Raw genomic sequence first — 21,785 nt, forward strand, 5'->3', positions numbered from 1 at the left:
ATAACTGGTTCGCTCAGCGCTACAACCTTCGAGGAGGCATATACTTTTATGCTATACACTCCAGGCATTACCGACTGCTCACCGGCAGAGGTGGATTATGACGCTACAAGAATCGGGGTATTGCATACCCACTTCCAGCAACTGATCGATGAGAACAAGATTCAAGCCGCCTCCTATTGTATCTCCAGATACGGCAAGACGTTCATGCACGGCGCCATCGGCCCCCTTTCCTACCGCGAGGAGCGGACAGAGCCGCTGTTGCCGACTACCGTTCATAGAATTGCTTCAATCACCAAAGCCATTACCTCCGTGGCCATAGCCAAGCTTGTGGAGGATGGCGTGCTCCGGCTGGACCTTCCCGTCGGCACTTTTCTGAAACCGTTTAACGTGGAGCCTTTTGCCAAAATTGATATCTACAGCCTGCTGACCCATACCTCCGGCCTATTCCCCGACTGCGCAGGCAGCATGATTCCCTATCACAAAAGCTATTGGCAGCTCATCGGCGAGTACTTCGACAGCTACAGGCCGGAGGACGGGGAGCCGGACTGGATCACCGCCGCGCTGAGCTGCGGCGTGAATAAGAAGGTAGGCGAGGAATGGCAATACTGCTCCTTCGGCTTCTGTATTCTTGGCGAGATTATCAGGAAGGTGACCGGTATTCCTGCCGAGCAGTACATAGAAGAACAGATTCTGAAGCCGCTCGGCATGAAGGACACGATGTGGGAGCCGACGCCAGAGCTGGCCCGGCGCTTCATTGTCCGCAACGAAATGCGGGAAAAGCAGTTGAATGAACTGGCCCAGGGCATCCAGCCGGAAGTCTCTGCGGCAGATAAGCTGTGGGAGAGCGTGTCCAGCACGGGCGGAGGCCTGTCCTCCACACCGGCTGACCTGATCCGCTTCGCCAACATGCTGCTGGGCATGGGCCGACTGGGCGAGACCCGCATTCTCGGCCGTAAAGCCGTCGAGAAGCTCACCACCCGTACACTCTACGGGGTTCCCGACTACTGCTGGGGCAATGATGTCAAAGACCGGAGCTACGGCATTGGACTGGATATGCGGAAGGGTCCCGCCTTCTTTTACTCCGAGGGCAGTTATTTCCATGAAGGAGCCGGAGCCTGCTGTATGGTGATGGACCCTGCCGAGCAGCTTGCTGCGGTATGGTTCGTGCCGTTCAAGGACGATAACTGGTACGCGGAGGCGCTGTTCAATGTCACCAATATTATCTGGTCAGGCGTGATCTGATGAACCGCCTTAAGCATAACTGGAGGATCTGCCGCTCCGTAGCGGCGGTAACCTATAAGGAGTGGAGTGCCTACCGCACCCACTCCCTGGTGTCCGTAATCGTCGGTCCTGTCTATTTCATGGTGCAATATTTCATCTGGACCGCAGTCTATGGAGGGCAGGCTACACTGGGCGGGCTTGATCTCCAGCAAATGATCCGCTACTTCGGGGCAACGGCGCTGATTGGCTACCTGATCATGGATTTCGCCGACTGGAATCTGTCGATGCTTGTCCGCACCGGCAAGTTTCTGACCTTCCATCTGCGTCCGGTCGATCACCGTTCCTTCGCGCTGTTCCAGAAGCTCGGACACCGCTTCCTCGGCTTCGTGTTTGAATTTCTGCCGTGCCTGCTGATTTTTATCTTTATCTTCGGCATCGATATGCGGCCGGCAAGCCTGCCGTGGACCATAGTGTCCGTGCTGCTCGCTTTTCTGATGAATTTCTATGTCAACTATACGATTGGCCTCACCTCCTTCTGGCTGGTGCAGTCAGGGGGCATACGTAGCGCGTTCATGCTGGTGTCGGGGATTTTCTCAGGTGCGCTCATTCCGCTGGATTTCTTCCCGCACTGGCTGCAGGTGACTCAGTTGTTCCTGCCATTTCAATACATTGCTTATATGCCTGCCATGGTGTTCACCGGCCATTATTCACTCGGCGGCCTGGAGTTATCCATCCCGGAGGCTGTCGGCATGCAGGGAGCGGCTGTGCTGGTAATGTTCGGGTGCAATGAGCTGGTCCGCCGCCGGGCCATGAAGCAATTTACCGCGGTCGGCGCGTGAATGAATGCCCCGAAGAAAGGAACATTCTTGACATGAAAAGGTATGTAGAGGTATACAAGCAGTGCATGTACTCCGCCGTGCAGACGGCTTCGGCTTATAGGATGAACTTCATCGTCAGCAGTCTGATTACCCTCATCGGTAATATACTGTTTCCGCTGGTGACCCTGCTGATCTACCGGGCAGGCACCAGCTTCCCCGGCTGGAGCTTATACGAGGTCTTGTTGATCCAGTCCGTATTCACGATGTCCAGCGGCCTCTCCAGCCTTGTCTTCGGAGGGGTCATGTGGACCACCATGTCGCATGTCCGGGAGGGCAGCTTCGAGGTAGTGCTGCTTAAGCCGCTGAATCCGCTGTTCTACCTTGTGGCTACGACCTTCTCCACCGAAAGTGCCGGGCTGTTCCTGGGCGGAGCGGCGTTATTCGTGTTCTCCGCCTGGCATGTAGGCGCAATTCCGGCCTTAGCCTGGCTGCAATTCGCAGGCATGTTCATCGCCGGAACGGCAGTTCTGGCCGGATTATCGCTGATGATGGCGGCAATGTCGTTCAAGTGGGTGGGCAATTCACGGATTTCCGAGCTGGCCGACAGTGTACTGAGTGTCGGCAAGTATCCGTTGCCGATCTTCCCGAAGGCGGTGCAGGCGGCAGCGACGATGATCATACCTGTCGGTATGGTCGGCTTCCTTCCGGCCTCCGCACTGCTTGGCCGGGTACAGGCCGGTGATTTTATTGCTATTCTGCCTTGCTTTATCTTTCTCTGGGCAGGCATGTGGGTATACCGGCATATGATCAGATTGTACGAGGGGGTTGGCGGCTGATGCCGGTTATAGATGTGAAGCATTTAACGAAGACGTACACCACTTATAAGCGGGGCGCAGGCATGGGGCAGACCTTCAGGAGCTTCTTCAAGCGTGAGGAAGTCTCGGTCCAGGCTGTGAACGATATCAGCTTTGCCATTGAGCAGGGCGAAATCTGCGGCATGCTTGGCCCCAACGGGGCCGGCAAATCGACGACGATCAAAATGCTCTGCGGCGCACTCTACCCGACAAGCGGGGAGATTTCGGTTCTCGGCTATTCCCCGGCCCGTGACCGGAAGCGGTATGTCGGCAAAATCGGAGCTGTCTTCGGCCAGAAATCCCAGCTCATCTGGGATATTCCGCCCATCGACAGCTTCAATATGAACAAGGCCATCTACGGAATCTCCACCCCGGATTTCAATCATCGGCTGGAGGAGCTCGCGGCGCTGCTGGAAATCTCCCAGGTCATTGAGAAGCCTACCCGGGTGCTGTCGCTGGGCGAACGCATGAAATGCGAATTCGTCATGGCGATGCTGCACCAGCCGGACATCCTGTTCCTGGATGAGCCGACGATCGGGCTGGATGTGATCGCCAAGGTCAAGATCCGCGAATTCATCCGCCAGATGAACAAGAAGCTGAATATGACCTGTATCCTTACTACCCATGATCTGGAGGATGTGGAGGAGCTGGCGCACCGGGTCATCGTCATTAACCATGGCGAGAAGGTGTTCGATGATTCGCTGCAGCGGCTCAAAGTCTTTCTGGGAGAGAAGAAGCAGGTCAGCTTTACCTTTGTAGAGTCTGTGCAGAACACCCCCTTCGACAACGATTACACCAAGGTGGTTGAGCGCCCGTCCGACTTCCAGATTACGCTGGAGGTGGACACCGCCCGCATCTCAATCAGCGATTTTCTGGAGAATATCTCCCGCAAGCATGGCTTCTCGGATATTTCGGTCAAGGAGCTGCCGATCCAGCAGGTGGTCATGAATATTTATGAGAGCGCACAAGCATAAACCGACAAACAGCCTGAACCGTCACATTACCGTGACGGCTCAGGCTGCTTTTTTCCAGGCATTTATTAGCTCTTATGGACAAAGCAAATCTCTCTTAGGCAGCTCCGGCTTACTTCCCGGCAGCAAGCTCAGACGCAAGCTTCTCTGCCCCGTCAAAGATGGAATAGCTGTAGCCCCAGAACTGGTTGAAGTCAATCTTATAGATCGCTTTGTTCTGGATTGCCTTCAGACTCTGTAGTGACGGATCGGCATAGAACGCTTTTATCGACTGGTCAGCATCAATACCGCCTGTGTACACCGAGATCAGCAGGACATCCGGGTTGGTCGCGATCAATTGCTCCTTGCTGATCTCACCGGTCACATCCGCGTAGCTGTTGGTCAGTCCAAGCAGTCCCAGCACATCTCCCGCAAAAGTATCCACGTTCCCGCTATAGACAGCTATTGCGCCGTTGCCTCCGTCAGATACATAAGCGAAGGTCTTGGCGCCTGTGGCTGCCGCTCCCTCCTTCAGCTTCGCCGCACGCTCCTTCAGCTCTGCGATATATGCCGTGGCCTTCTCCTGCACATCAAAGATCTGGCCTAGCTGTTCAATATCCTTGTACAGGCTGTCCAGTGTTGCCCCTTGCAGGCTGGTGCTCTGCACGAAGGTCTTGATGCCCAGCTCATTGAGTCCGCCTACCGTCCCGACTCCCCAATCCGCATCTGCGAACAGGCCGCCGCGGCCCATCACCAGATCCGGGCCTGCGCCTACAACGAGTTCTTTGCTGGCATAGTCCTGGGAGATGACAGGAATCTTCTTGAACTCTTCCTGAACCGCCGGATCGCCTGCACCGTAGAGAGCCGCAACCCCGACCATTTTGTCGGTAAGCCCCAGCTTAATCAGCAGTTCAGCCGCACCTTGGGTATTCGCTACTACCTTCTCAGGAGCCTTATCGAAGGTCTGCGATTTAGTCGTCCATTCGGTGCCTTCCCCGTTATTCGTATGGTTCTCAACAGTAAGCGGATATACCGTCTTGGCCGCCGCAGGTGCAGTCTCCGCCGGTGCGGGACTGGCCGATGCAGGTGCAGCCGTTGCCGCTGCGTCCTTTGTATTGCTTGTGCTTGATGAACAAGCCGCCAGCATAACTGTCATCACCAGAACCGCCAGCAGCGGTACATATCGTTTGAATATTTTCTTCATTCTTTGGTTCCCCTTTTCTGTATGTATGTTAGTTATCCTGCGGGTAGGGCATTAAGCCCATAGCCTTGCAGGGGATACCTCCGTAGAATATAGAAAGTTGGACAGCATGTCAATGAGAATTATTATCATTGACAATCGTTCTCAATATCCTTTATATTTAAAAACATGTTACGATATTCTGCTCACAGTGTCTTCTGATGAGTCCGTCTATACTAATCTTTTAATGTAAAGGAGCCTTCTCATTGTCATGCATACTGATCTAGCCGTACCTTCACAGCCTAAGCAATCTCTCATTCATTCCCGTTACGGCTTCATGGCTGTTATAGGCGTCCTGTTCATTATCACCCTGCTGTCTGCCGGGGCTGCGGTCTCCTTCGGCCAGGTGGATATTCCTGTCTCCCAATCCTACCGGATTCTGCTGCATCACATCACAGGCATTCAGATTGGAGATATGCAGGAGCTGACGAACGGCTCGTTCGTAGATATTATCTGGAAAATCCGCTTCCCTCGTGTCCTGATGGCGATGTTCATCGGCGCCGGACTTACGCTGTGCGGGACGATCATGCAGGCGGCGGTACAGAATCCCCTGGCTGATCCATACATACTCGGTATTTCCTCCGGCGCTTCGCTGGGTGCAACCTTCGCCATCCTGATCGGCTTCGGCTCGATGGGGCTGCTCGGCCAGTCGGGAGTCGCCTTCTGGGCTTTTGCAGGGGCGGTTGGCGCTTCTCTGCTGGTCCTCACACTCGCCAGTGCGGGAGGCAAAATGACCTCCGTCAAGCTGGTGCTGGCCGGAATGGTCATTAACGCTCTATGTACCGCTTTTGCCAACTTTATTGTCTATTTCGCGAGCAATGCCGAAGGCATCAAGACGGTTACCTTCTGGACGATGGGCAGCCTCGCTGCATCGAGCTGGGATAAGCTCCCGCTGATCTCGATCACCGTCCTGCTCGCCGTTATCCTGTTCCTCTCGCAGTTCCGTGTGCTGAATGCCATGCTGCTCGGAGATGAGGCGGCGGTTACGCTGGGCATTCATCTGGGTGCCTACCGTAGAGTCTACATGATTCTTACGGCACTGATTACCGGAGTTATGGTAGCAAGCTGCGGGATGATCGGCTTCGTGGGACTGATTATCCCCCATCTGGTGCGGGGACTGGTGGGCTCGGATCACCGCAGGCTACTGCCGGCGTCGATTCTGTTCGGAGCGATCTTCCTGATCTGGACGGACGTCATTGCCCGGACCATTGTACCGAATGTAGAGCTGCCGATCGGGATCATTACCGCCCTCATTGGCGCACCGATGTTCATGTACATGCTGATTAGAAAAGGTTATGCCTTCGGAGGGAAAAGCTGATGAATCTGAATGTTGAACGGCTAAGTGTCTCTTTCGGTGAGGCGAAGATTGTACAGGAGGTCTCGCTAAGGGTTCAAAACAAGCAATTCGTCGGCCTGATCGGCCCGAACGGCTGCGGTAAATCGACGCTGCTCAAAAGCATCTACAAGGTCATCAAGCCCCGTCAGGGAGATGTCTTCCTCTCAGAGCTTAATGTGATCAAAGCCAGCCCTAAGCTTGTCGCCCGGAAGCTGGGCGTAGTCGGCCAGTTCAACGAGCTGAGCTTCGACTTCACCGTACGTGAGATGGTGGCGATGGGCCGGACGCCCCACAAAGGCATGCTGGAAACGGACAGCCAGCAGGATGCTGACATTGTCTCGGCCGCACTCCGCAAGGTCAATCTGGAGGGGCATACAAGCCGCAGCTATAACTCCTTATCCGGCGGCGAGAAGCAGCGTGTCATTCTGGCGCGTGTGCTGGCCCAACAGCCGGAATTCATGATTCTGGACGAACCGACCAATCATCTGGATATCAAATACCAGCTGCAGATTCTGAATATTGTCCGAAAGCTGGATATCGGCATTCTCGCTGCCCTCCATGATCTCACGCTTGCCGCTGAATACTGCGACTATCTGTATGTCATGAAAGAAGGCCGGGTTGCCGCCTGCGGGAAGCCCGAAGATATATTGACGAAGGAATTGATCGGCGAGGTCTTCGATGTAGCCTGTGAGACCTACCGCAACCCCGTCACCGGGGCACTGGGCATTGCCTATCTGGAGACAAGGTAACTCTTCAGCTAGAAATTATAGATCTTCTACAACCTGCGGCTCATTGCCCGCAGGTTTATTCTTTTTTCAGGATGTTGAAACTATTCTCACCCCTTGACGGTCTAATGTTCAATCAAGTGCTTCTAGAAGCCCATAAAGGAGTGAACGAACTGAAAGCCCAGTCGCCAGTACCACAACCATTCGCTGAACTACTTCAAGACTGCCGGAACAACCTGTTCCGTAAGGCATACTGTTATGTTAAAAACGAGCATGAAGCGCTAGAAATTGTCTCGGAGGCTACCTATAAGGGGTATCTTGCCTTCGGACGGATGAAGACACCGCAGTATTTCGAGACCTGGATGACCCGGATTGTCATCAACACCGCTATTGACCATCTTAACCGAAACAAACGGGTGACTTACATGGAGGATCACCCGCAGAGCTATACCGGGGATGAGCATGCAGTTCCACTGGAAGAGAAGCTTGATCTGTACCAGGCTCTTGACAGACTACTGCCGGAAGAGAAGGCGTATATTATCCTGAAATTTTTTGAGGATCTGCGCTTCAGGGACATGGCGGACATTCTGGAGCTGCCGGAGAACACCGTCAAGACCAGGTTCTACAAGATAATCGGCAAACTGAAGGCTCACTTAAAGGATGGGGAGGTCGAGGGAATATGACAGGAAAAGACCGCTATGCACAGATTGAAATTCCCGCACAGCTTGGAGACATTCTGGAGGCAGCGCAGAGAAAGGCAGTGGCCCGGAGAAGAACAGTCCGGCTGAAACGATACAGCTCGCTGGCCGCAGCCATCATTGCCTGCCTGCTTGTCGTTAATATTCCTGATGTAGCAAACGCCCTGTCTAAGGTTCCCGTAGTCGGGAGCATCGTGAAGGTGCTGCAATTCGGGACTGGAGGCGAGCGTACCGACGGAGCTGCCGTGAGCACCGTTACTGCAGAGGATACCATCCGCATAGTATTCGATCAGGAAGGCGGTACAGCCGTAAGTGTGCCTTCCTATGCAGTCGACCAGAGGCAGGCTCCGAACCGTCTGATCTTCACCTTTAACGGTGTCCGCAGCTTCGATTACGATGCGCTGGAGCAGGATATCCTGGCCTCACCGCTGGTCAGTGATGTGTACAGAAATATCATCCTGGATGATTCCGCCATGCGGTTCGTGGTTGAACTGAAGGAAGGCACCCGACACACCCTTACCGAGTACAGCAATCCGGGTACGCTTGAGCTGAAGCTGACAGCAGAGGGAAAGGCCTCCGCACCTAAAGAAGTCTACTATGTACGCAGTGAAGGAATGCCGCAGGGAGAATCACTGGCTATCCTGGAAGAGATCTATCTGGATGACGATGTTACCTTCCTGAAGACAGCCTCTGGTGATTTCGCCGCTGTCATCGGCGGTTTCGCCACCCGTGAAGAAGCTGAGCAGAAGCTCGCAGCAATCTCCGCGCGTGAAGACTATGCCGGGAACCTGCGCGTGGATAGCTGGATGAGCAATGGACATCCGGACGATTGACCGCATTCCCACAGGCAGGTTGTGAAGCAGCGGCCGCTTTTCATGCTTTACCCCATCCACTTTTTAAGGAGGGGCCAGACATGAAGGCGGCCTTTTTGTGCGGCCATTGCAGCTTCAGATGAAATTCCCTCTATACACCTGATGGGTGATCGCTCATCGTTACGGACTTATATGTAATGTATATGTCATTTATATGTATTGTATAATCACATATAATTAATTTTTATTAAATTTTTATGCATGTTTATGAATTTATTTTACATAAAAGTAAAATTATCATTTTGACAATTATAAAAAATGTCATATATACTTACACAGAAATCAAATTAAGAGGAGGTCACTTATGAATCTTATGCACAAAAGAAGTCTAAGTCTCTTTACCACTCTGTTGGTTCTCTTCACCATGTTATCCTTCCCTTCTATCACGAAGGCCGCCGAAGTCACCACACCCGGGAGAATTATTCCCAATGTCGTAGTGGTCGGTGTCGGAGGAACCATTACCTCCACTTCTCCTTCCAGAGAGCTGTTTCAGACGTATGGCACGCCAAAGGTATCCATTAATGATATCATCCAAAGACTACAGCCCGAGCTATCCAAAATAGCCAATGTCACCAGTACAGAGCTAAGCAATATCAGCTCGGCGCAAACCACCTCCAAGGACTTATACAACCTTACCATCGCTATCGACAAGGAACTGGCCAACCCGGCTGTTCATGCTGTAGTTGTTACTACCGGCACCAACATCATGGAAGAGTTGGCTTACTGGACTGATCTCACTGTCCGCAGTCCCAAGCCTGTTATCTTCACCGGGTCCATGCGACAATCCAATACGATCTCCTTTGACGGAGAAGCTAATCTGCTGAATGCCATCCGGCTGGCTGCAAGTCAGAAAACCACTTACTATGGTACAGTTTTGATGATGAACGATGAATTCTTTGCAGCCAGGGAAGTTACCAAGACGGATGCGCTGCGCCTGGATACCTTTGACGGGGGCCGGTACGGCGCTCTGGGAACGGTAGATGAGAACCGGATTCGTGCGGTTCGTGCGCCAGCCCGCGTCAGGGATGCCGGAACAGAGAAGTGGAAAACTCCTTTTGATCTCAGTACGATCCAGCCGGAGGATTTGGCGAAAGTCGATGTTGTGTATAGTTATACAGAAGCCTCCGCTGCGCCCATTACGGCCTTGGCTAATGAAGGGGTTAAGGGGATCGTAACTGCGGGTCACGGCGCAGGAGGCATCTCCACCGCACAGCAGGCAGCCCGTACGGCGGCTATCGAGAAGGGTGTCTTATTCGTAAGTGCAACACGCGCGGGTTCAGGCGCAGTATATGACACTGGCGCCAAAGGTATCATCGGTGCAGGCGATTTACTCCCGCAAAAGGCAAGAATCCTGCTTCAGCTGGGCCTTACCTTCTCCAAGGACCAGGAGCAGATCCGCCAGTGGTTCTCTACCATTGGAATGCCGGATTACGATATGAGCAAATAATAACCGGCAGCTCTACAACTGACATTCAACTAGAAACATTTTGAGCGAAAATACAGAGCAGCGAGCCTCCAATCACAGGAGAATCGCTGCTCTGTTTAGCTTTTACTGTTATAACATATGAGTGGATCAAGTCAGATCAGATCCGGCAAATACTCTTCCTTCATTTCTTATCTTCACACACTCATTGAACCGAACCTGCTACCTGATTCAACTGGTCTAGCAGCTCGGGCAGCAGTTCCTCGTTCATCTCCCCTCCAACAAGGGACAAGAACGTGCGCAGCGGCAGATCCCGGAGCATGGCAGCCATCATCTCAGATGAAACGGCGTCGGAGGGTGCAAATCCCGTCTGCTTGTTTCTGTTTCTCAGCTGCTCAAGAATCGGTGCGGTCTTCGGATTGGCCATCAGCTCTCCAATCGTTGTATTGCGGTGAACCGGTGCGATGATTTCTTGCGTGGATTGAACTGTCACAGAAGTCCGGCTTGCAATATCCCGGGAGGAACTTCCGATCAGCAGTTCGAACTCACCTGATTCCACGTGCCAGTCGCTCAGGTCAACGTTGTAATAGGCAAAGCTCCGTTTATTTAGCGTAAACGTTACCGTCTTCGTCTCAAAGGGCGCTAATTCTACCTTCGTGAAGCCCTTCAATTCTTTCTCCGGACGAATAACGCTGGATTCCACGTCGCGGATGTACAGCTGAACCGTCTCCTTGCCGGACCGGCTGCCCGTATTCTTCACATCTACGCTGACTTGCAGCGTATCCCGGTCCGTAATCTCCTTCGAGGCCAGCTTCAGATTGCTGTATTCGAACGTTGTATAGCTCAAGCCGTAACCGAAAGGGAATAGCGGCTCGATATCCTTCGCTTCATAATACCGGTATCCGACGAACAATCCTTCCCGGTACTCAACCCGATCCCTTTCCCCTGGAAAATATGGATGTGACGGATTCTGCTTCACATGCTTAGGGAATGTCTCGGCCAGCTTTCCGCTTGGATTCGCGTCGCCGAACAGCAGGTCGGCGATAGCTCCCCCCAACGCCTGTCCGCCCAGGTATGCTTCCAGCACCGCCTTTACCCGCCCGAGCCAAGGCATAACCACCGGGGCTCCGTTGCTCAGCACCACTACGATATTCGGCTGGACGGACGCGACTTGTTCGATCAGGCGGCATTGATTCGCCGGCAAGTCCAGATGCTTCCGGTCGTAGCCCTCCGATTCATACCGGTCAGGCAAGCCGATGAACAGAACAACGGTTTGTGCTTCGCCCGCGATTCGCTTCGCTTCGTCCAGCAACACCTCATCACTGTCATCCCTATCCAGATCATAGCCTTGTGCGAAAATTATCTCTGCACCTTCGCCTGCCGCTTTCCTGATCTCCTCTTGAATCGAATCAAGCCTGGTGGGATTCACGTGAGAGCTCCCGCCTCCTTGATAACGTACCCGCTCCGACAACGCGCCGATGATTGCAATCTTACCCTTCTTCGCCAGAGGCAGCAGCTGATCCTCATTCTTCAGCAGCACCATCGTCTCCTGCGCGACTTCACGCGCGAGCCGGTGGTGAGCCTCTTTATCGTATGCAGTACCCGACTGCTTCTGGTCAGCAGCCTTGAAAATAACCGTCAACAGTCTCTCCACCGAACGGTTCAGGACCTCTTCATCGAGCTCCCCGCTTTCCACTGCCGCTATGATCTTCTTCTGCCCGATTCCATGGCTCGACGGCATCTCCAGCTCCATACCTGCAGCAACGCTTGCAGCAGCTTCGTTCACAGCCCCCCAATCCGACACCACGATTCCCTCATGGCCCCATTCTTCCTTCAGGATAGAAGTTAATAATGCCTCATTCTCGGAGCAATAGGTTCCGTTCACACGATTGTAAGCAGACATGACCGTCCAGGGTTGAGCTTTCTTCACAGCGATCTCGAAGCCGGTCAAATAGATTTCCCGAAGCGTCCGTTCATCTACGATTGCATCTGCCGTCATACGGCGATGCTCTTGGTTGTTCACGGCGAAATGCTTGATCGACGAGCCGATCCCCTGACTCTGTACGCCCTCAATATGTGCAGATGCCAGTTCGCCGGTCAGATATGGATCTTCGGAGAAGTACTCGAAATTCCGGCCGCACAGCGGCGAACGCTTGATGTTCGCACCAGGGCCCAGCAGAATTGAAACCCCTTCTGCCTGAGCCTCCTTCCCCAGCGCTTCCCCGACGCTGCGAATCAATTCCCGGTTCCATGAGCTTGCCAATCCCGCCGCTGACGGATAGCAGGTTGCCGGCACGCTTTGGTTCAACCCTAGATGATCTGCCGCTCCAGCCTGCTTCCGAATGCCATGCGGACCGTCCGTCATCATAATTGAAGGAATGCCGAGACGCAGAACCGCCTTCGTCGTCCAGAATGTATCTCCGGAGCATAGTCCCGCCTTCTCTTCAAGCGTCAGCTGTTCCACGATTTCACGGATATTTCTCCCCATAAACTTCTCCTCATTTCTGTTAAATGGTAGGCTATTCCTTAGCCCTGTGCCCTCTTAAGAATGACTTTGAGAAGATACCACACGTTCTTCTCCAGACGAACCCGCTCAATTCTTCCATCATTCACGCCATTCACAATGGGGAGAACATACGTGTCGTCGTTCGTACCAGGCGTCATCCAGCAATTCCCCGCCTGCACAGCTTCAACAATATCTGCGGTTTCATAAGAACCCCAATCCGTCATGACATACCCGCCAAATCCGAATTCTTCCCGGAAGATGCCTTGAATCATCTCTTCGTCGGCGGCTGCAAACACACCGTTCACTGCGTTATACCCGGTCATGATGGAATCCGGCTGATGGACTTCAAGCGCCACCTCGAAGGCTTTCAGATAGATTTCTCTCAGTGCTCGCTCCGGGATCAAGCTGTGATTGCGGTTGCGGACTGTCTCGCAGTTGTTCGCAACAACATGCTTCAAGCAGCTGGATACCCCGTGTTCCTCCAGACCTTTGCTGAAATAACCTGCCATCATGCCTGTAAGGTAAGGATCTTCGGAGAAGTACTCCGGATGACGGCCGTTAAGCGGATTCCGGTGAATATTCATCCCTGGAGCGAGGATCATATGAATGTTATTTTCCGTTGCTTCCTCGGCTATGACTCTAGCTACTTCATAGGATAATGTCGTATTCCATGAAGAGCATACGACAGTACTGGTCGGCATCCCTATATTCGGTTGTCTCAGATTAACCCCGCTGTTGCCGTCGGCGACTACAAAAGGCTTCATATCATGGCGGTCCAGCAGGAATACCCTTCCGGCCTCGCCCTTCTCATGCATGCCCCAGCCGCTGGATCCGCACACAGACAATCGCGCCAGCTCTTCGTCTGAAAGCTGCTTCACAAAGCTGTCCAGCTGCTCCGGCCGCTGTATCACATCCGTATATTTAATGATGGTGTCCGGTACTTCTGCGGCAACCGGCAACTTATCTTGATATTTCGGACGATTCGCCTTCGGCGTAAGCTCAGTAGCATCCGTCTTTAACCCGGAGAAGACCCCTTGGGGATAAGTCGCTTCGGGATCAAGCTTCGACAGCGTCTGAATAGGAACTGGCGGGACCATTCGGTTAACGACTTTCTTCAGCGTACGATTCTCTGCGAGCTCGAATTCTCCGGCTTTTTGCACATGCATCACTGATGTACCCGCCCAGATGATATAGCGGCCTTCTTCCATCAGCCAGCAAGCCGTATCGGGGTCGAAGGAAGCATAACGGATAATAGGTATATGGCAAATGATCTCCTGCGTTTCACCAGGCTTCAAGGCTTCCGTCTTGGCAAAAGCAATCAGCTTACGGAACGGCTTCTCCAGCTTTCCATCCGGTTCTTCTGCGTATACCTGGACGACCTCTTTCCCTGAGGTATTTCCTGTATTCTTAACCTGAACCTTCAATGTCGTTCCCTCTTGGCCATATTCCAAGCTGCTGATATTCAGGCCAAAGGTCGTATAGCTAAGCCCGAATCCGAAGGGGTAGGCTACCGCTTTCCGGAATGTCTCGAAATAGCGGTATCCCACATAGATATCCTCTTCATAATAAGTGTCTACAAATTGAGGCAAGCTGCTGTTCAGAACCGGCTTCCCGTCCACAGCATCATAGAAATTCCGGCTTGACGGATGATCGTAATAGTCATAGCTCCATGTATCGGGCAGCTTGGCTGAAGGATTAACTCTTCCGTCAAGAATTTCAACCAAAGCCAGCCCGCTGAACATCCCGGCAAATCCGCAGTTGATCAGCGCCTTGATGTTATACTTCTCCACCCAGGCCATATCCATCGGATACCCCGAATTCACAATTGCAATCGTCTGTTCAAAGGTTCCGGAGACAGCTCTAATCATTGCTTCCTCGTCGGAAGACAAGTAATACTGGCCCGGGACGGCACTATTGTCCTGATTTTCTCCGGATCTCCTGGAGATCACGATCAGGGCAACCTTAGACTGCCGGCAGGCGGATTCCAGAATCTCCTTGTCAGGCAGCGTTTCTATCCCGCTCTCATATAAGGCCTGAACTTCAGAGTTTAAAGTGAACCCGCTGTGCTCTTCGATAGCCCGTATCAAGTTGATCAGGTACCGGGGGTTGATTTTACCCGCACCTACAGCACCTGAGCGAAAATCAAACAAGCCGGTACCGAACACATTTAGCAGCTCTCCCTTGCTCAGCGGAAGAATATTGCCTTCGTTCTTAAGCAGCACAATGCCCTCTCTGGCAGCTTCCAGCGCCACCTGGTCATGCTCTTCATATCCGGACACGGGTTCTTTACGGGGCAGAGTCCTAACGTTGATCTCTTCCGGTTCCATCATAATTCCTGTCATATCAACGAATCCCTCAATACGAACCTTATACCCCTTTCCATACTCCCGCATGATGTGGCGTACAGGTAATCCAAGCACTTGTGTGTTTTTAAATTGTGTAAATGTACGAAACCAGACTATGTCCAGCTCGATATCATTCACAGTGACTTTCCCCTTTATGGTCTCGTTCATTGTCCTGCTGAGCGGAAGAACTATGCTTCCGGCATAGCTTGGGTCGAACATTGAAAATTGTCCATCCACTTCATCTATATCAAAAAAAACATCACCTTGTGTCATGACAACAGGAACTTCTCTCTCCATTTCAATTTTCTCCTTCACAGATGTTTAGGATCGCAACGCGGAAGCGTCCAGTCCAATATATGGGTTCAATCTCAATCAAAACGGCCCTGGGATTTATTGCCAAGGCCGTTACACCATATTATTTTACAGCATCATACCATTCGTTAACTTCCTTCGTGATTTCGTCACCGCCGGAGGATTTCCACTTACTCACGAACTCATCGAAAGCTTCCACCGGCTTCTTCCCATATAGAATTTCGGTATAAGTGTCCATTTGAAGCTTCTTAAGCAGCTCGCTTCTGGATAACATCGTGTCTGTAGTTGGCCCCTGGAAATATTCAGGCACATCCGCAGACGTTTGTTCAGAGATTACAAGCAATGCCTTTCTTGTAGTCATGTCCAATGGACTAATATCACCCGATACGATCCCGACATTCGCCAAGACAGCCAGATCATTATTGGTCAATTTCTCACCTCTAGCCAGTTTGAGATCAACTGCCAACATTTTAGATGGATACATGGCATAGCCGCCTGTCAGCGTATACTTGTCCGTCCCTATTTTGCCGCCGGGAATATCCTTGGTATCAGCGGTAGCCTTACCATCTTTGATTACATAGTCGTAGCCCTCTTGGTAACCTTTGAAGATAAACGGATCGTCACTTTCATAAGCGGAAAACATCTTATTCTGGTAGTGGAATAAGGCTTGAAGCGCTTCATCCGAAATATCCTTGCTGATCAGGATAACACCGTTATAATTATCGCTGACAGTTCTCATATTCGTGCCATCGACCCCTTTAGGCAGCGGGTACGAGGTGAACATTGCATTCGGATTCGAGCCAAGCCCCAGCGCTCCCGGATAGGTCATAAACCAGCTTTGGCCGCCAATGATTCCAACCTTCCCCGCAGCAACCAGCTCCACCATTTTATTGATATCATGAAGCGCGACATCACTTGCAATATAACCCTTGTCTTTCCATTCCTTCAGCTTCGTTAACGCTGTCTTCACTGCAGGTTGAACAGATCCATTTTGAAGCTTGCCGTCTTCTCCCGGGTACCATCTTTCAGGAATCGCGCCAAACAATCCATAAATCCAGGAGGCATCTCCGATGGCATAACCACTAACTTTATCCTTCATGCCGAACGCCAGCGCAACCGAATCCTTCTCTCCGTTGCCGTCAGGGTCTTGGTTCGCGAAGGCATCCATGACCTGCTCCAATTCCTCAACGGTCGTGGGAGCCTTCAAATTCAGTTTATCCAGCCAATCTTGGCGAATCCACATTGCAGATTGGGTGCCCATCGATTTGTTGATGATCGGAATGCCGAATTTTTGTCCATTTCTGGTAAACGGCAGCCATGCCGTTTCACTCTCAGCCATCGCTCCCTTCCAGACCGGAGAGGCATACTTCTCAAAAGCAGCCCCCGCATCCAGCACTTTGCCGGATTCGATAAACATGTTCGCAACATCTTTATCGTAGACGACGAATACATCCGGTAATGTATCATTGGCAGAAAGCATCAGCTTTAGCTTCGTATTGTATGACCCATCCGCCATTGCAGATCCCCACAAGGTTTCAATATTGACTCCAAGCGTATCTCTAGCCCAGCGCGTGTGTACATTATCAGACCAGCTCTCTCCTTCTCTGAAGCTCCCGGTCGGATCCTCAGCTCTGATCGTTTTTATGGTGACCGCAGGCTCAATCTTGCCGTTTACGATGTTCAACTCCGCTCCGGCCGTGCTCTTCGGACTTGCTGCATCCGAGTTTTTGTCTTGCGCGGAGCAAGCCGTCAGTGCTCCTAACATGAGGACTGCTGCGAGTAATGCTGACAACTTCTTTCTTGTGTGATTCATACCGAACCCCCTGTAGTTGTTTTCTTTCTTACTCTTTGATTATAAAATCGCTTTCACTCCACAGATATAACGCATTCTTAACTTCAGATAACCTGATCCAAACATAGGTGTCAATTATCCAGCCGAAAGCTTGCCTCTTGAACATCCCTTGAATTCGGACCCACATAAATCTTGAAATCGCCGGTTTCCGCTTTGAAGGTAAGATCCGCGGCATAATATTTCAGGTCCTCTTCCGTAATTACAAAACGGATTTCCCTGCTTTCACCTGGGCATAAGCATAGCTTTTGGAAGCCCTTCAGCTCCTTGACCGGTCGGACGACGCTGCCGCAGATGTCCTGAATGTACAGCTGAACGATTTCTTCACCCTGAGCCTGCCCCGTATTCGCAATTGTAACTTGAACGGTCAGACTGTCTCCTCGCTTCAGTACGTGCTTATCCAGCTTAATCTCCGAATAGTCAAAGGTAGTATAGCTTAACCCGAATCCGAACGGATACAGCGGATCATTGGAGCCATCCAAATATTTGGAACTGAAGTGCTTCTCCGGTGATGCCGGTCTTCCCGTATTGAAATGATTATAGTAGACCGGAATTTGACCTGCATGTCTCGGGAAGCTCATCGTCAGTTTTCCCGAAGGATTATACTGGCCGAATAACACGTCGGCGATAGCATGTCCAGCTTGGGACCCCAGAAACCAGGACTCCACGATAGCGTTGACATGGTGTTCGAACCAATCCAGTATCAAAGGACGCCCATTCGTTAAGACCAGCACCGTCGGCTTGCCGAGCTTCGCTATCTCTTCGGCCAGCTTCAATTGAACTTCCGGGAGCGTAATATTCATACGTGAAGCGGCTTCTCCGCTCATTCGGCTGGATTCCCCCAACGCCAATACGATTACATCCGCTTCTTCAGCAACCTGCAGTGCGGCCTCATACCCACCGTCAATGGGCTGGTCAACTGCGCAGCCGTCCGCAATGAGCACACGTCTTCCGCTAACGGCTTCCGTTACACCTTGTTCCAGGGTGACCGTTGCATTCCCATGTCTCGAGAATTGCCACGTACCCAGCAGATCCTTGGTTCTTGCGAACGGACCGATCAACGCAACCGTACCGGAACTTGCTTTCAATGGAAGAACTCCGTCGTTCTTGAGCAGCACGATCGATTTACGCGCAAGCGCCCTGCTCTCCTGCAGATGTTCCTCAGAGAACTGACACTCCAGTGCTTTCTTCGGCCGGATATACCGGAATGGATCATCCATAATGCCGATTCTATATTTGTAGGTGAGAATACGCCGGACTGCCTCATCCAGCTGCTCTTCCTTCACGATGCCTTCCCCGATCAATTTCGGTAATTGGTTCGCAAATGCACGAGTTACCATCTCGATATCCATCGTAGCATCAAGCGCCATTCGGGCAGCTTCGGCCTCATCCTCGGCGCAGCCATGAATCGAGATTTCTTCGATAGCCCCATAGTCGGAAAGCAGGATGCCATCGAAGCCGAGCTCGTTCCTGAGCAAATCCTTCATCAGGAACTTGCTTCCAGCCGCCGGAACGCCTTGATAAATATTGAATGCATTCATGACCGAGCCGGCACCGGCCTGAATTCCCGCTTGGAACGGAGGCAAATGAACATTCCTTAGCGTGCCTTCCGAGATATCGACTGTATTATAATCACGGCCGCCCTCCGCCGCACCATAGGCGATAAAATGCTTTAAGCAGGCAATAATCGTGTCCTGATCAAATAGGGAATTGCCCTGAAAGCCTCTTACTTGTGCTTCTGCAATCCGGGCGCCCAAATAAGGATCTTCTCCTGCACCTTCAACGACACGGCCCCATCTCGGATCACGCGTAATGTCTACCATCGGGCCATGATTATAGGTAATGCCTGCGGAGGAAGCTTCTTTTGCCGCAATCGCGCATGCCCGCTGAATTCCTTCTGTATCCCAACTGCAAGACCAGGCGAGTGGCACCGGAAAGATGGTCTGATGGCCGTGAATGACATCGGCATTGAAGAATAACGGGATGTTATGCGGTGATTGCTCAACAGCAATACGCTGCAGCTCAAGCACACGGTTGATATCGAAAGCCCCGAGAATGGAACCGGCCTTCCCCTCTGCAACGAGCTTCTCCGGCGGTTCAGAAGCAACCTCCTCCCCAAACGAGAAGTCCGACGCCAGGCACTGGCTCATTTGCCCCACTTTCTCTTGCAAGGACAACTGGCCGAGCAGTTGCTCCACAGCTGCCGCAATACTCTCCTCTGTTCGTTCCACGACTCCAGTCATACGATACTGGTCCAGTTCTTGTTCTAACAAATCAGTCAAAGATGTCCCTTGGCCACGCTCTCCCGCCAAGGAAAGGGTTCCAAAAGTTGGAAGCTTAAGGGTTCCTGTGAACTTATTTTGTGAGAATATCAGTTCAAGGTAAGCCTCCCCCTCCTGCAGGGACTTCGCTCTCCCGGATGCCCGCAGACCGCTGCCTTCCACTGTAACGTGATCGAAATCCAATGCTACCGGGAAGGATTCCACTACTGCCGATATGGAATACTCTCCATTTGTATCCTTTATGCTGAAAGTAATTTTCAGCTTGGCAATCTTCGTTTCCACTATCGCATGCCATGTTCCTATCATTCTCGTGACCTCCACAATATCCATGATTTTGTGCTTACTCCTTGACCGCCCCAATCACCAAGCCCTTCGTAAAGAACTTCTGCAGCACCGGATAAATGAGCAGGATGGGCAGCGCTCCAACCAGAATTTGTGCAGAACTGATCGAACGGCTGTTTAATTTGGCAATGTCTGCAGCATTATTCCCGTTCACCATCGGAACGGCGATAATCGTCTTCAGGAACGAGCTAAGCGGAAGATTATCCGCCTTCATATAGATCGAACCGGCAAGCCATTCATTCCAGTCATGAACAACCGTGAACAATCCAACCGTCGCAAGTACCGGAAGCGAGAGCGGCAAGAACAATTTCGAAAAAGCCTGCCAATGATTGGCACCATCCATGAAGACCGCTTCTTCCAGCTCCTTCGGTAATGCCTTGAAGAAGTTCATAATCAGGATTAAATAAAAGACATTCACCAAGCTTGGAAGCACAAGCGCCCAAATGGAATTGTAGAGCCCCACCTTGGTCACAACCAGGTAAGTGGGGATCATCCCTCCATTAAAGAGCATAGCGATGACGAAAAAAGCTACAAACGCTTTATACCCGGCAATTCCGCCCCTTCCCCCTTCTTTCGATAAAACATATGCCGCCAAACAATTGATCAGCAGGCCCAGGGACAAGCTTAGAAAGACCCGCTGCATGGATACCCAGAGGGAGTGCAGCAAACGGGAGTCGCCCAGCGTTTTCTCAAAAGCGTTAAAATTGAGCCCAATAGGCCAAAACGTCACCTGGTTCGACAGAACAGCAGGGCTTGAACTCAATGAAATGGATACGACATGGATGAGCGGCAAAATACAAATCGCCGCCAGAAACAGCATGAAGATATTATTTATGGAATAAAACCATCGTTCTTTCCTTGTAGTAGCATGCATATGATACGCTCCTTAGAATATTTTGTAGCCTGCCACTTTATAGGCCAGCCTATAGCCTCCGATGATCAAGAACAGGCCGACAACAGACTTGAACAACCCAATTGCCGTACCAAAGCTGAAGTTGCCGCCAATCAAACCGATTCGGTAAACGAACGTGTCGATAATATCTCCTTTTCCATACACCAGAGAGTTATACAGGTTAAATACCTGATCGAATCCGGCATTGAGCACCTGGCCCAGCGACAGCGTAAAGACTACACAAATCGTGGGCAGAAGTGACGGAAGCGTAATACTCCGCATTTGCCGCCACTTCCCTGCCCCGTCCAGCTGCGCTGCTTCGTAAAGGGCCGGGTTAATCCCTGCCAAAGCCGCAATGAAGATAATCGATCCATACCCGAATTCCTTCCATACCTCACTCGATACCAGAGTAAACAAAAACCAGTTATTATTACCAAGGAAGAAGATCGGTTGCATACCTAATGCCTGAAGCAGCCGGTTGACCAGCCCGTAATCCGGGTTCAACAATTCAATGAAGATACCTCCAAGCACGACCCACGACAGGAAGTGGGGAAGAAATACCAGAGTTTGAACCGCACTGCGTACAAATTTTACGCGCACCTCATTGATAAGCAAGGCGAAGGTTAACGTTGAGATCAATCCGAAGATCAGCTTGAGCACTGAGATCCGAAGTGTATTCCAGATCACCTGAACACTGTCCGGATACTCGAACAGGAACTTAAATTGATCGAGTCCAACCCATTTGGAGCCTGTCATGCCCAGATAAGGTTTGTAGTCCTGGAACGCCATGACAAGGCCTCCCATGGGTGCATAAACAAATATAGCGGTTAGCACAACAGCAGGAAGCAGCATCAAATAGAGATGCCAGCTGTCATTTCTGTGCACTTTTTTCAGGCGCACCGCTTTCTTGGATGAAGTGTTAATGTAGGTTTCCATAAGCTCCCCCTGTGAAATGAATTTCTATTGTCTCCTTTATTGTAAGACTCCTAAACTCCATACAGATATAGCGCGATCCAAAGGTGAATAACGCGATCTTAATATCCGCTCCGGAGGACATTGTAAAAAGACATAAGGAATCCTACAATGGGTGTACACCAGTCTATCTAATGAAGGAAAGATG

General features: G+C 51.6%; 17 protein-coding genes. 10 read left to right on the top strand and 7 right to left on the bottom strand.

All coding sequences use genetic code 11. The features are described from left to right. Window positions 1-48: 48 nt before the first annotated feature. From MKX42_RS23400 to MKX42_RS23415, 4 genes are read left to right on the top strand one after another with little or no spacing between them, the layout of a single operon-like run. Window positions 49-1,242, top strand: a complete 1,194-nt coding sequence (locus tag MKX42_RS23400) for a serine hydrolase domain-containing protein (protein WP_340755004.1) — start codon at window positions 49-51, stop codon at window positions 1,240-1,242. After that, window positions 1,242-2,060, top strand: a complete 819-nt coding sequence (locus MKX42_RS23405; RefSeq protein WP_076085067.1) for an ABC transporter permease — start codon at window positions 1,242-1,244, stop codon at window positions 2,058-2,060. Before MKX42_RS23400 ends, MKX42_RS23405 begins: the two co-directional genes overlap by 1 nt. Window positions 2,061-2,092: 32 nt before the next feature. Next, window positions 2,093-2,875, top strand: coding sequence for an ABC transporter permease (locus MKX42_RS23410; protein WP_340755006.1), 783 nt, complete (start codon window positions 2,093-2,095; stop codon window positions 2,873-2,875). After that, window positions 2,875-3,867: an ABC transporter ATP-binding protein gene (locus MKX42_RS23415; protein WP_340755008.1), complete on the top strand. Its 993-nt coding sequence runs from the start codon at window positions 2,875-2,877 to the stop codon at window positions 3,865-3,867. Before MKX42_RS23410 ends, MKX42_RS23415 begins: the two co-directional genes overlap by 1 nt. 109 nt (window positions 3,868-3,976) lie before the next feature. On the opposite strand, the gene MKX42_RS23420 is transcribed toward MKX42_RS23415, so the two are convergent. Further along, the gene (locus MKX42_RS23420) at window positions 3,977-5,047 is read right to left on the bottom strand and encodes an ABC transporter substrate-binding protein (protein WP_340755009.1); all 1,071 of its coding nucleotides are present in this window, start codon (window positions 5,045-5,047) and stop codon (window positions 3,977-3,979) included. A gap of 247 nt (window positions 5,048-5,294) precedes the next feature. On the opposite strand from MKX42_RS23420, the gene MKX42_RS23425 reads away from it, so the two are divergent. The 5 genes from MKX42_RS23425 to MKX42_RS23445 all read left to right on the top strand — a co-directional run bounded on the left by MKX42_RS23425 (window position 5,295) and on the right by MKX42_RS23445 (window position 10,161). Next, window positions 5,295-6,401 (top strand): FecCD family ABC transporter permease, encoded by a 1,107-nt coding sequence (locus MKX42_RS23425; protein WP_340755011.1) that lies wholly within the window; start codon window positions 5,295-5,297, stop codon window positions 6,399-6,401. Beyond that, window positions 6,401-7,168 carry an ABC transporter ATP-binding protein gene (locus MKX42_RS23430; protein WP_340755013.1) on the top strand — a complete coding sequence of 256 codons (768 nt, stop codon included), beginning with the start codon at window positions 6,401-6,403 and terminating at the stop codon, window positions 7,166-7,168. The genes MKX42_RS23425 and MKX42_RS23430 overlap by 1 nt, the downstream gene beginning before the upstream one ends. Before the next feature lie 140 nt (window positions 7,169-7,308). Beyond that, a complete protein-coding gene (locus tag MKX42_RS23435; RefSeq protein ID WP_340755015.1) occupies window positions 7,309-7,827 on the top strand; it encodes a sigma-70 family RNA polymerase sigma factor in 519 nt (172 codons plus the stop codon). After that, window positions 7,824-8,675 carry a hypothetical protein gene (locus MKX42_RS23440; RefSeq protein WP_340755016.1) on the top strand — a complete coding sequence of 284 codons (852 nt, stop codon included), beginning with the start codon at window positions 7,824-7,826 and terminating at the stop codon, window positions 8,673-8,675. The genes MKX42_RS23435 and MKX42_RS23440 overlap by 4 nt, the downstream gene beginning before the upstream one ends. Window positions 8,676-9,018: 343 nt before the next feature. Continuing rightward, window positions 9,019-10,161, top strand: coding sequence for an asparaginase (locus MKX42_RS23445; protein ID WP_340755018.1), 1,143 nt, complete (start codon window positions 9,019-9,021; stop codon window positions 10,159-10,161). Between the two features lie 181 nt (window positions 10,162-10,342). Here the strand turns inward: MKX42_RS23445 and MKX42_RS23450 are convergent, their stop codons facing one another. The 5 genes from MKX42_RS23450 to MKX42_RS23470 all read right to left on the bottom strand — a co-directional run bounded on the left by MKX42_RS23450 (window position 10,343) and on the right by MKX42_RS23470 (window position 20,266). Then, window positions 10,343-12,625, bottom strand: coding sequence for a beta-glucosidase family protein (locus MKX42_RS23450; protein ID WP_340755019.1), 2,283 nt, complete (start codon window positions 12,623-12,625; stop codon window positions 10,343-10,345). Between the two features lie 38 nt (window positions 12,626-12,663). Continuing rightward, the gene (locus MKX42_RS23455) at window positions 12,664-15,285 is read right to left on the bottom strand and encodes a glycoside hydrolase family 3 protein (RefSeq protein WP_340755021.1); all 2,622 of its coding nucleotides are present in this window, start codon (window positions 15,283-15,285) and stop codon (window positions 12,664-12,666) included. A 118-nt stretch (window positions 15,286-15,403) separates the two neighbouring features. Beyond that, complete coding sequence (locus MKX42_RS23460; RefSeq protein WP_340755023.1) at window positions 15,404-17,113, bottom strand: sugar ABC transporter; 1,710 nt, start codon at window positions 17,111-17,113, stop codon at window positions 15,404-15,406. A 110-nt stretch (window positions 17,114-17,223) separates the two neighbouring features. Then, on the bottom strand, window positions 17,224-19,737 hold the full coding sequence (locus MKX42_RS23465; protein WP_340755024.1) for a glycoside hydrolase family 3 N-terminal domain-containing protein: 2,514 nt from the start codon (window positions 19,735-19,737) through the stop codon (window positions 17,224-17,226). Between the two features lie 34 nt (window positions 19,738-19,771). Further along, window positions 19,772-20,266: a carbohydrate ABC transporter permease gene (locus MKX42_RS23470; RefSeq protein WP_162174691.1), complete on the bottom strand. Its 495-nt coding sequence runs from the start codon at window positions 20,264-20,266 to the stop codon at window positions 19,772-19,774. Between the two features lie 22 nt (window positions 20,267-20,288). Between MKX42_RS23470 and MKX42_RS23475 the strand changes: the two genes are divergently transcribed. After that, window positions 20,289-20,615, top strand: a complete 327-nt coding sequence (locus MKX42_RS23475; RefSeq protein ID WP_340755025.1) for a hypothetical protein — start codon at window positions 20,289-20,291, stop codon at window positions 20,613-20,615. Between the two features lie 44 nt (window positions 20,616-20,659). Here the strand turns inward: MKX42_RS23475 and MKX42_RS23480 are convergent, their stop codons facing one another. Next, window positions 20,660-21,559, bottom strand: coding sequence for an ABC transporter permease (locus MKX42_RS23480; RefSeq protein WP_340757779.1), 900 nt, complete (start codon window positions 21,557-21,559; stop codon window positions 20,660-20,662). Between the last annotated feature and the right edge of the window lie 226 nt (window positions 21,560-21,785).

Origin of the sequence: Paenibacillus sp. FSL R7-0204 (assembly GCF_038002225.1) — a bacterium.
GTDB lineage: Bacteria > Bacillota > Bacilli > Paenibacillales > Paenibacillaceae > Paenibacillus_AQ.

Bases quoted from the DNA above. Each gene is read 5' to 3' on its own strand.
- MKX42_RS23465 (WP_340755024.1), bottom strand. From the start codon at position 19,737: ATGATAGGAACATGGCATGCGATAGTGGAAACGAAGATTGCCAAGCTG.
- MKX42_RS23450 (WP_340755019.1), bottom strand. From the start codon at position 12,625: ATGGGGAGAAATATCCGTGAAATCGTGGAACAGCTGACGCTTGAAGAG.
- MKX42_RS23460 (WP_340755023.1), bottom strand. From the start codon at position 17,113: ATGAATCACACAAGAAAGAAGTTGTCAGCATTACTCGCAGCAGTCCTC.
- MKX42_RS23425 (WP_340755011.1), top strand. From the start codon at position 5,295: ATGCATACTGATCTAGCCGTACCTTCACAGCCTAAGCAATCTCTCATT.
- MKX42_RS23410 (WP_340755006.1), top strand. From the start codon at position 2,093: ATGAAAAGGTATGTAGAGGTATACAAGCAGTGCATGTACTCCGCCGTG.
- MKX42_RS23445 (WP_340755018.1), top strand. From the start codon at position 9,019: ATGAATCTTATGCACAAAAGAAGTCTAAGTCTCTTTACCACTCTGTTG.
- MKX42_RS23400 (WP_340755004.1), top strand. From the start codon at position 49: ATGCTATACACTCCAGGCATTACCGACTGCTCACCGGCAGAGGTGGAT.
- MKX42_RS23420 (WP_340755009.1), bottom strand. From the start codon at position 5,047: ATGAAGAAAATATTCAAACGATATGTACCGCTGCTGGCGGTTCTGGTG.
- MKX42_RS23405 (WP_076085067.1), top strand. From the start codon at position 1,242: ATGAACCGCCTTAAGCATAACTGGAGGATCTGCCGCTCCGTAGCGGCG.
- MKX42_RS23415 (WP_340755008.1), top strand. From the start codon at position 2,875: ATGCCGGTTATAGATGTGAAGCATTTAACGAAGACGTACACCACTTAT.
- MKX42_RS23430 (WP_340755013.1), top strand. From the start codon at position 6,401: ATGAATCTGAATGTTGAACGGCTAAGTGTCTCTTTCGGTGAGGCGAAG.
- MKX42_RS23475 (WP_340755025.1), top strand. From the start codon at position 20,289: ATGACGAAAAAAGCTACAAACGCTTTATACCCGGCAATTCCGCCCCTT.
- MKX42_RS23440 (WP_340755016.1), top strand. From the start codon at position 7,824: ATGACAGGAAAAGACCGCTATGCACAGATTGAAATTCCCGCACAGCTT.
- MKX42_RS23470 (WP_162174691.1), bottom strand. From the start codon at position 20,266: ATGATCCCCACTTACCTGGTTGTGACCAAGGTGGGGCTCTACAATTCC.
- MKX42_RS23455 (WP_340755021.1), bottom strand. From the start codon at position 15,285: ATGGAGAGAGAAGTTCCTGTTGTCATGACACAAGGTGATGTTTTTTTT.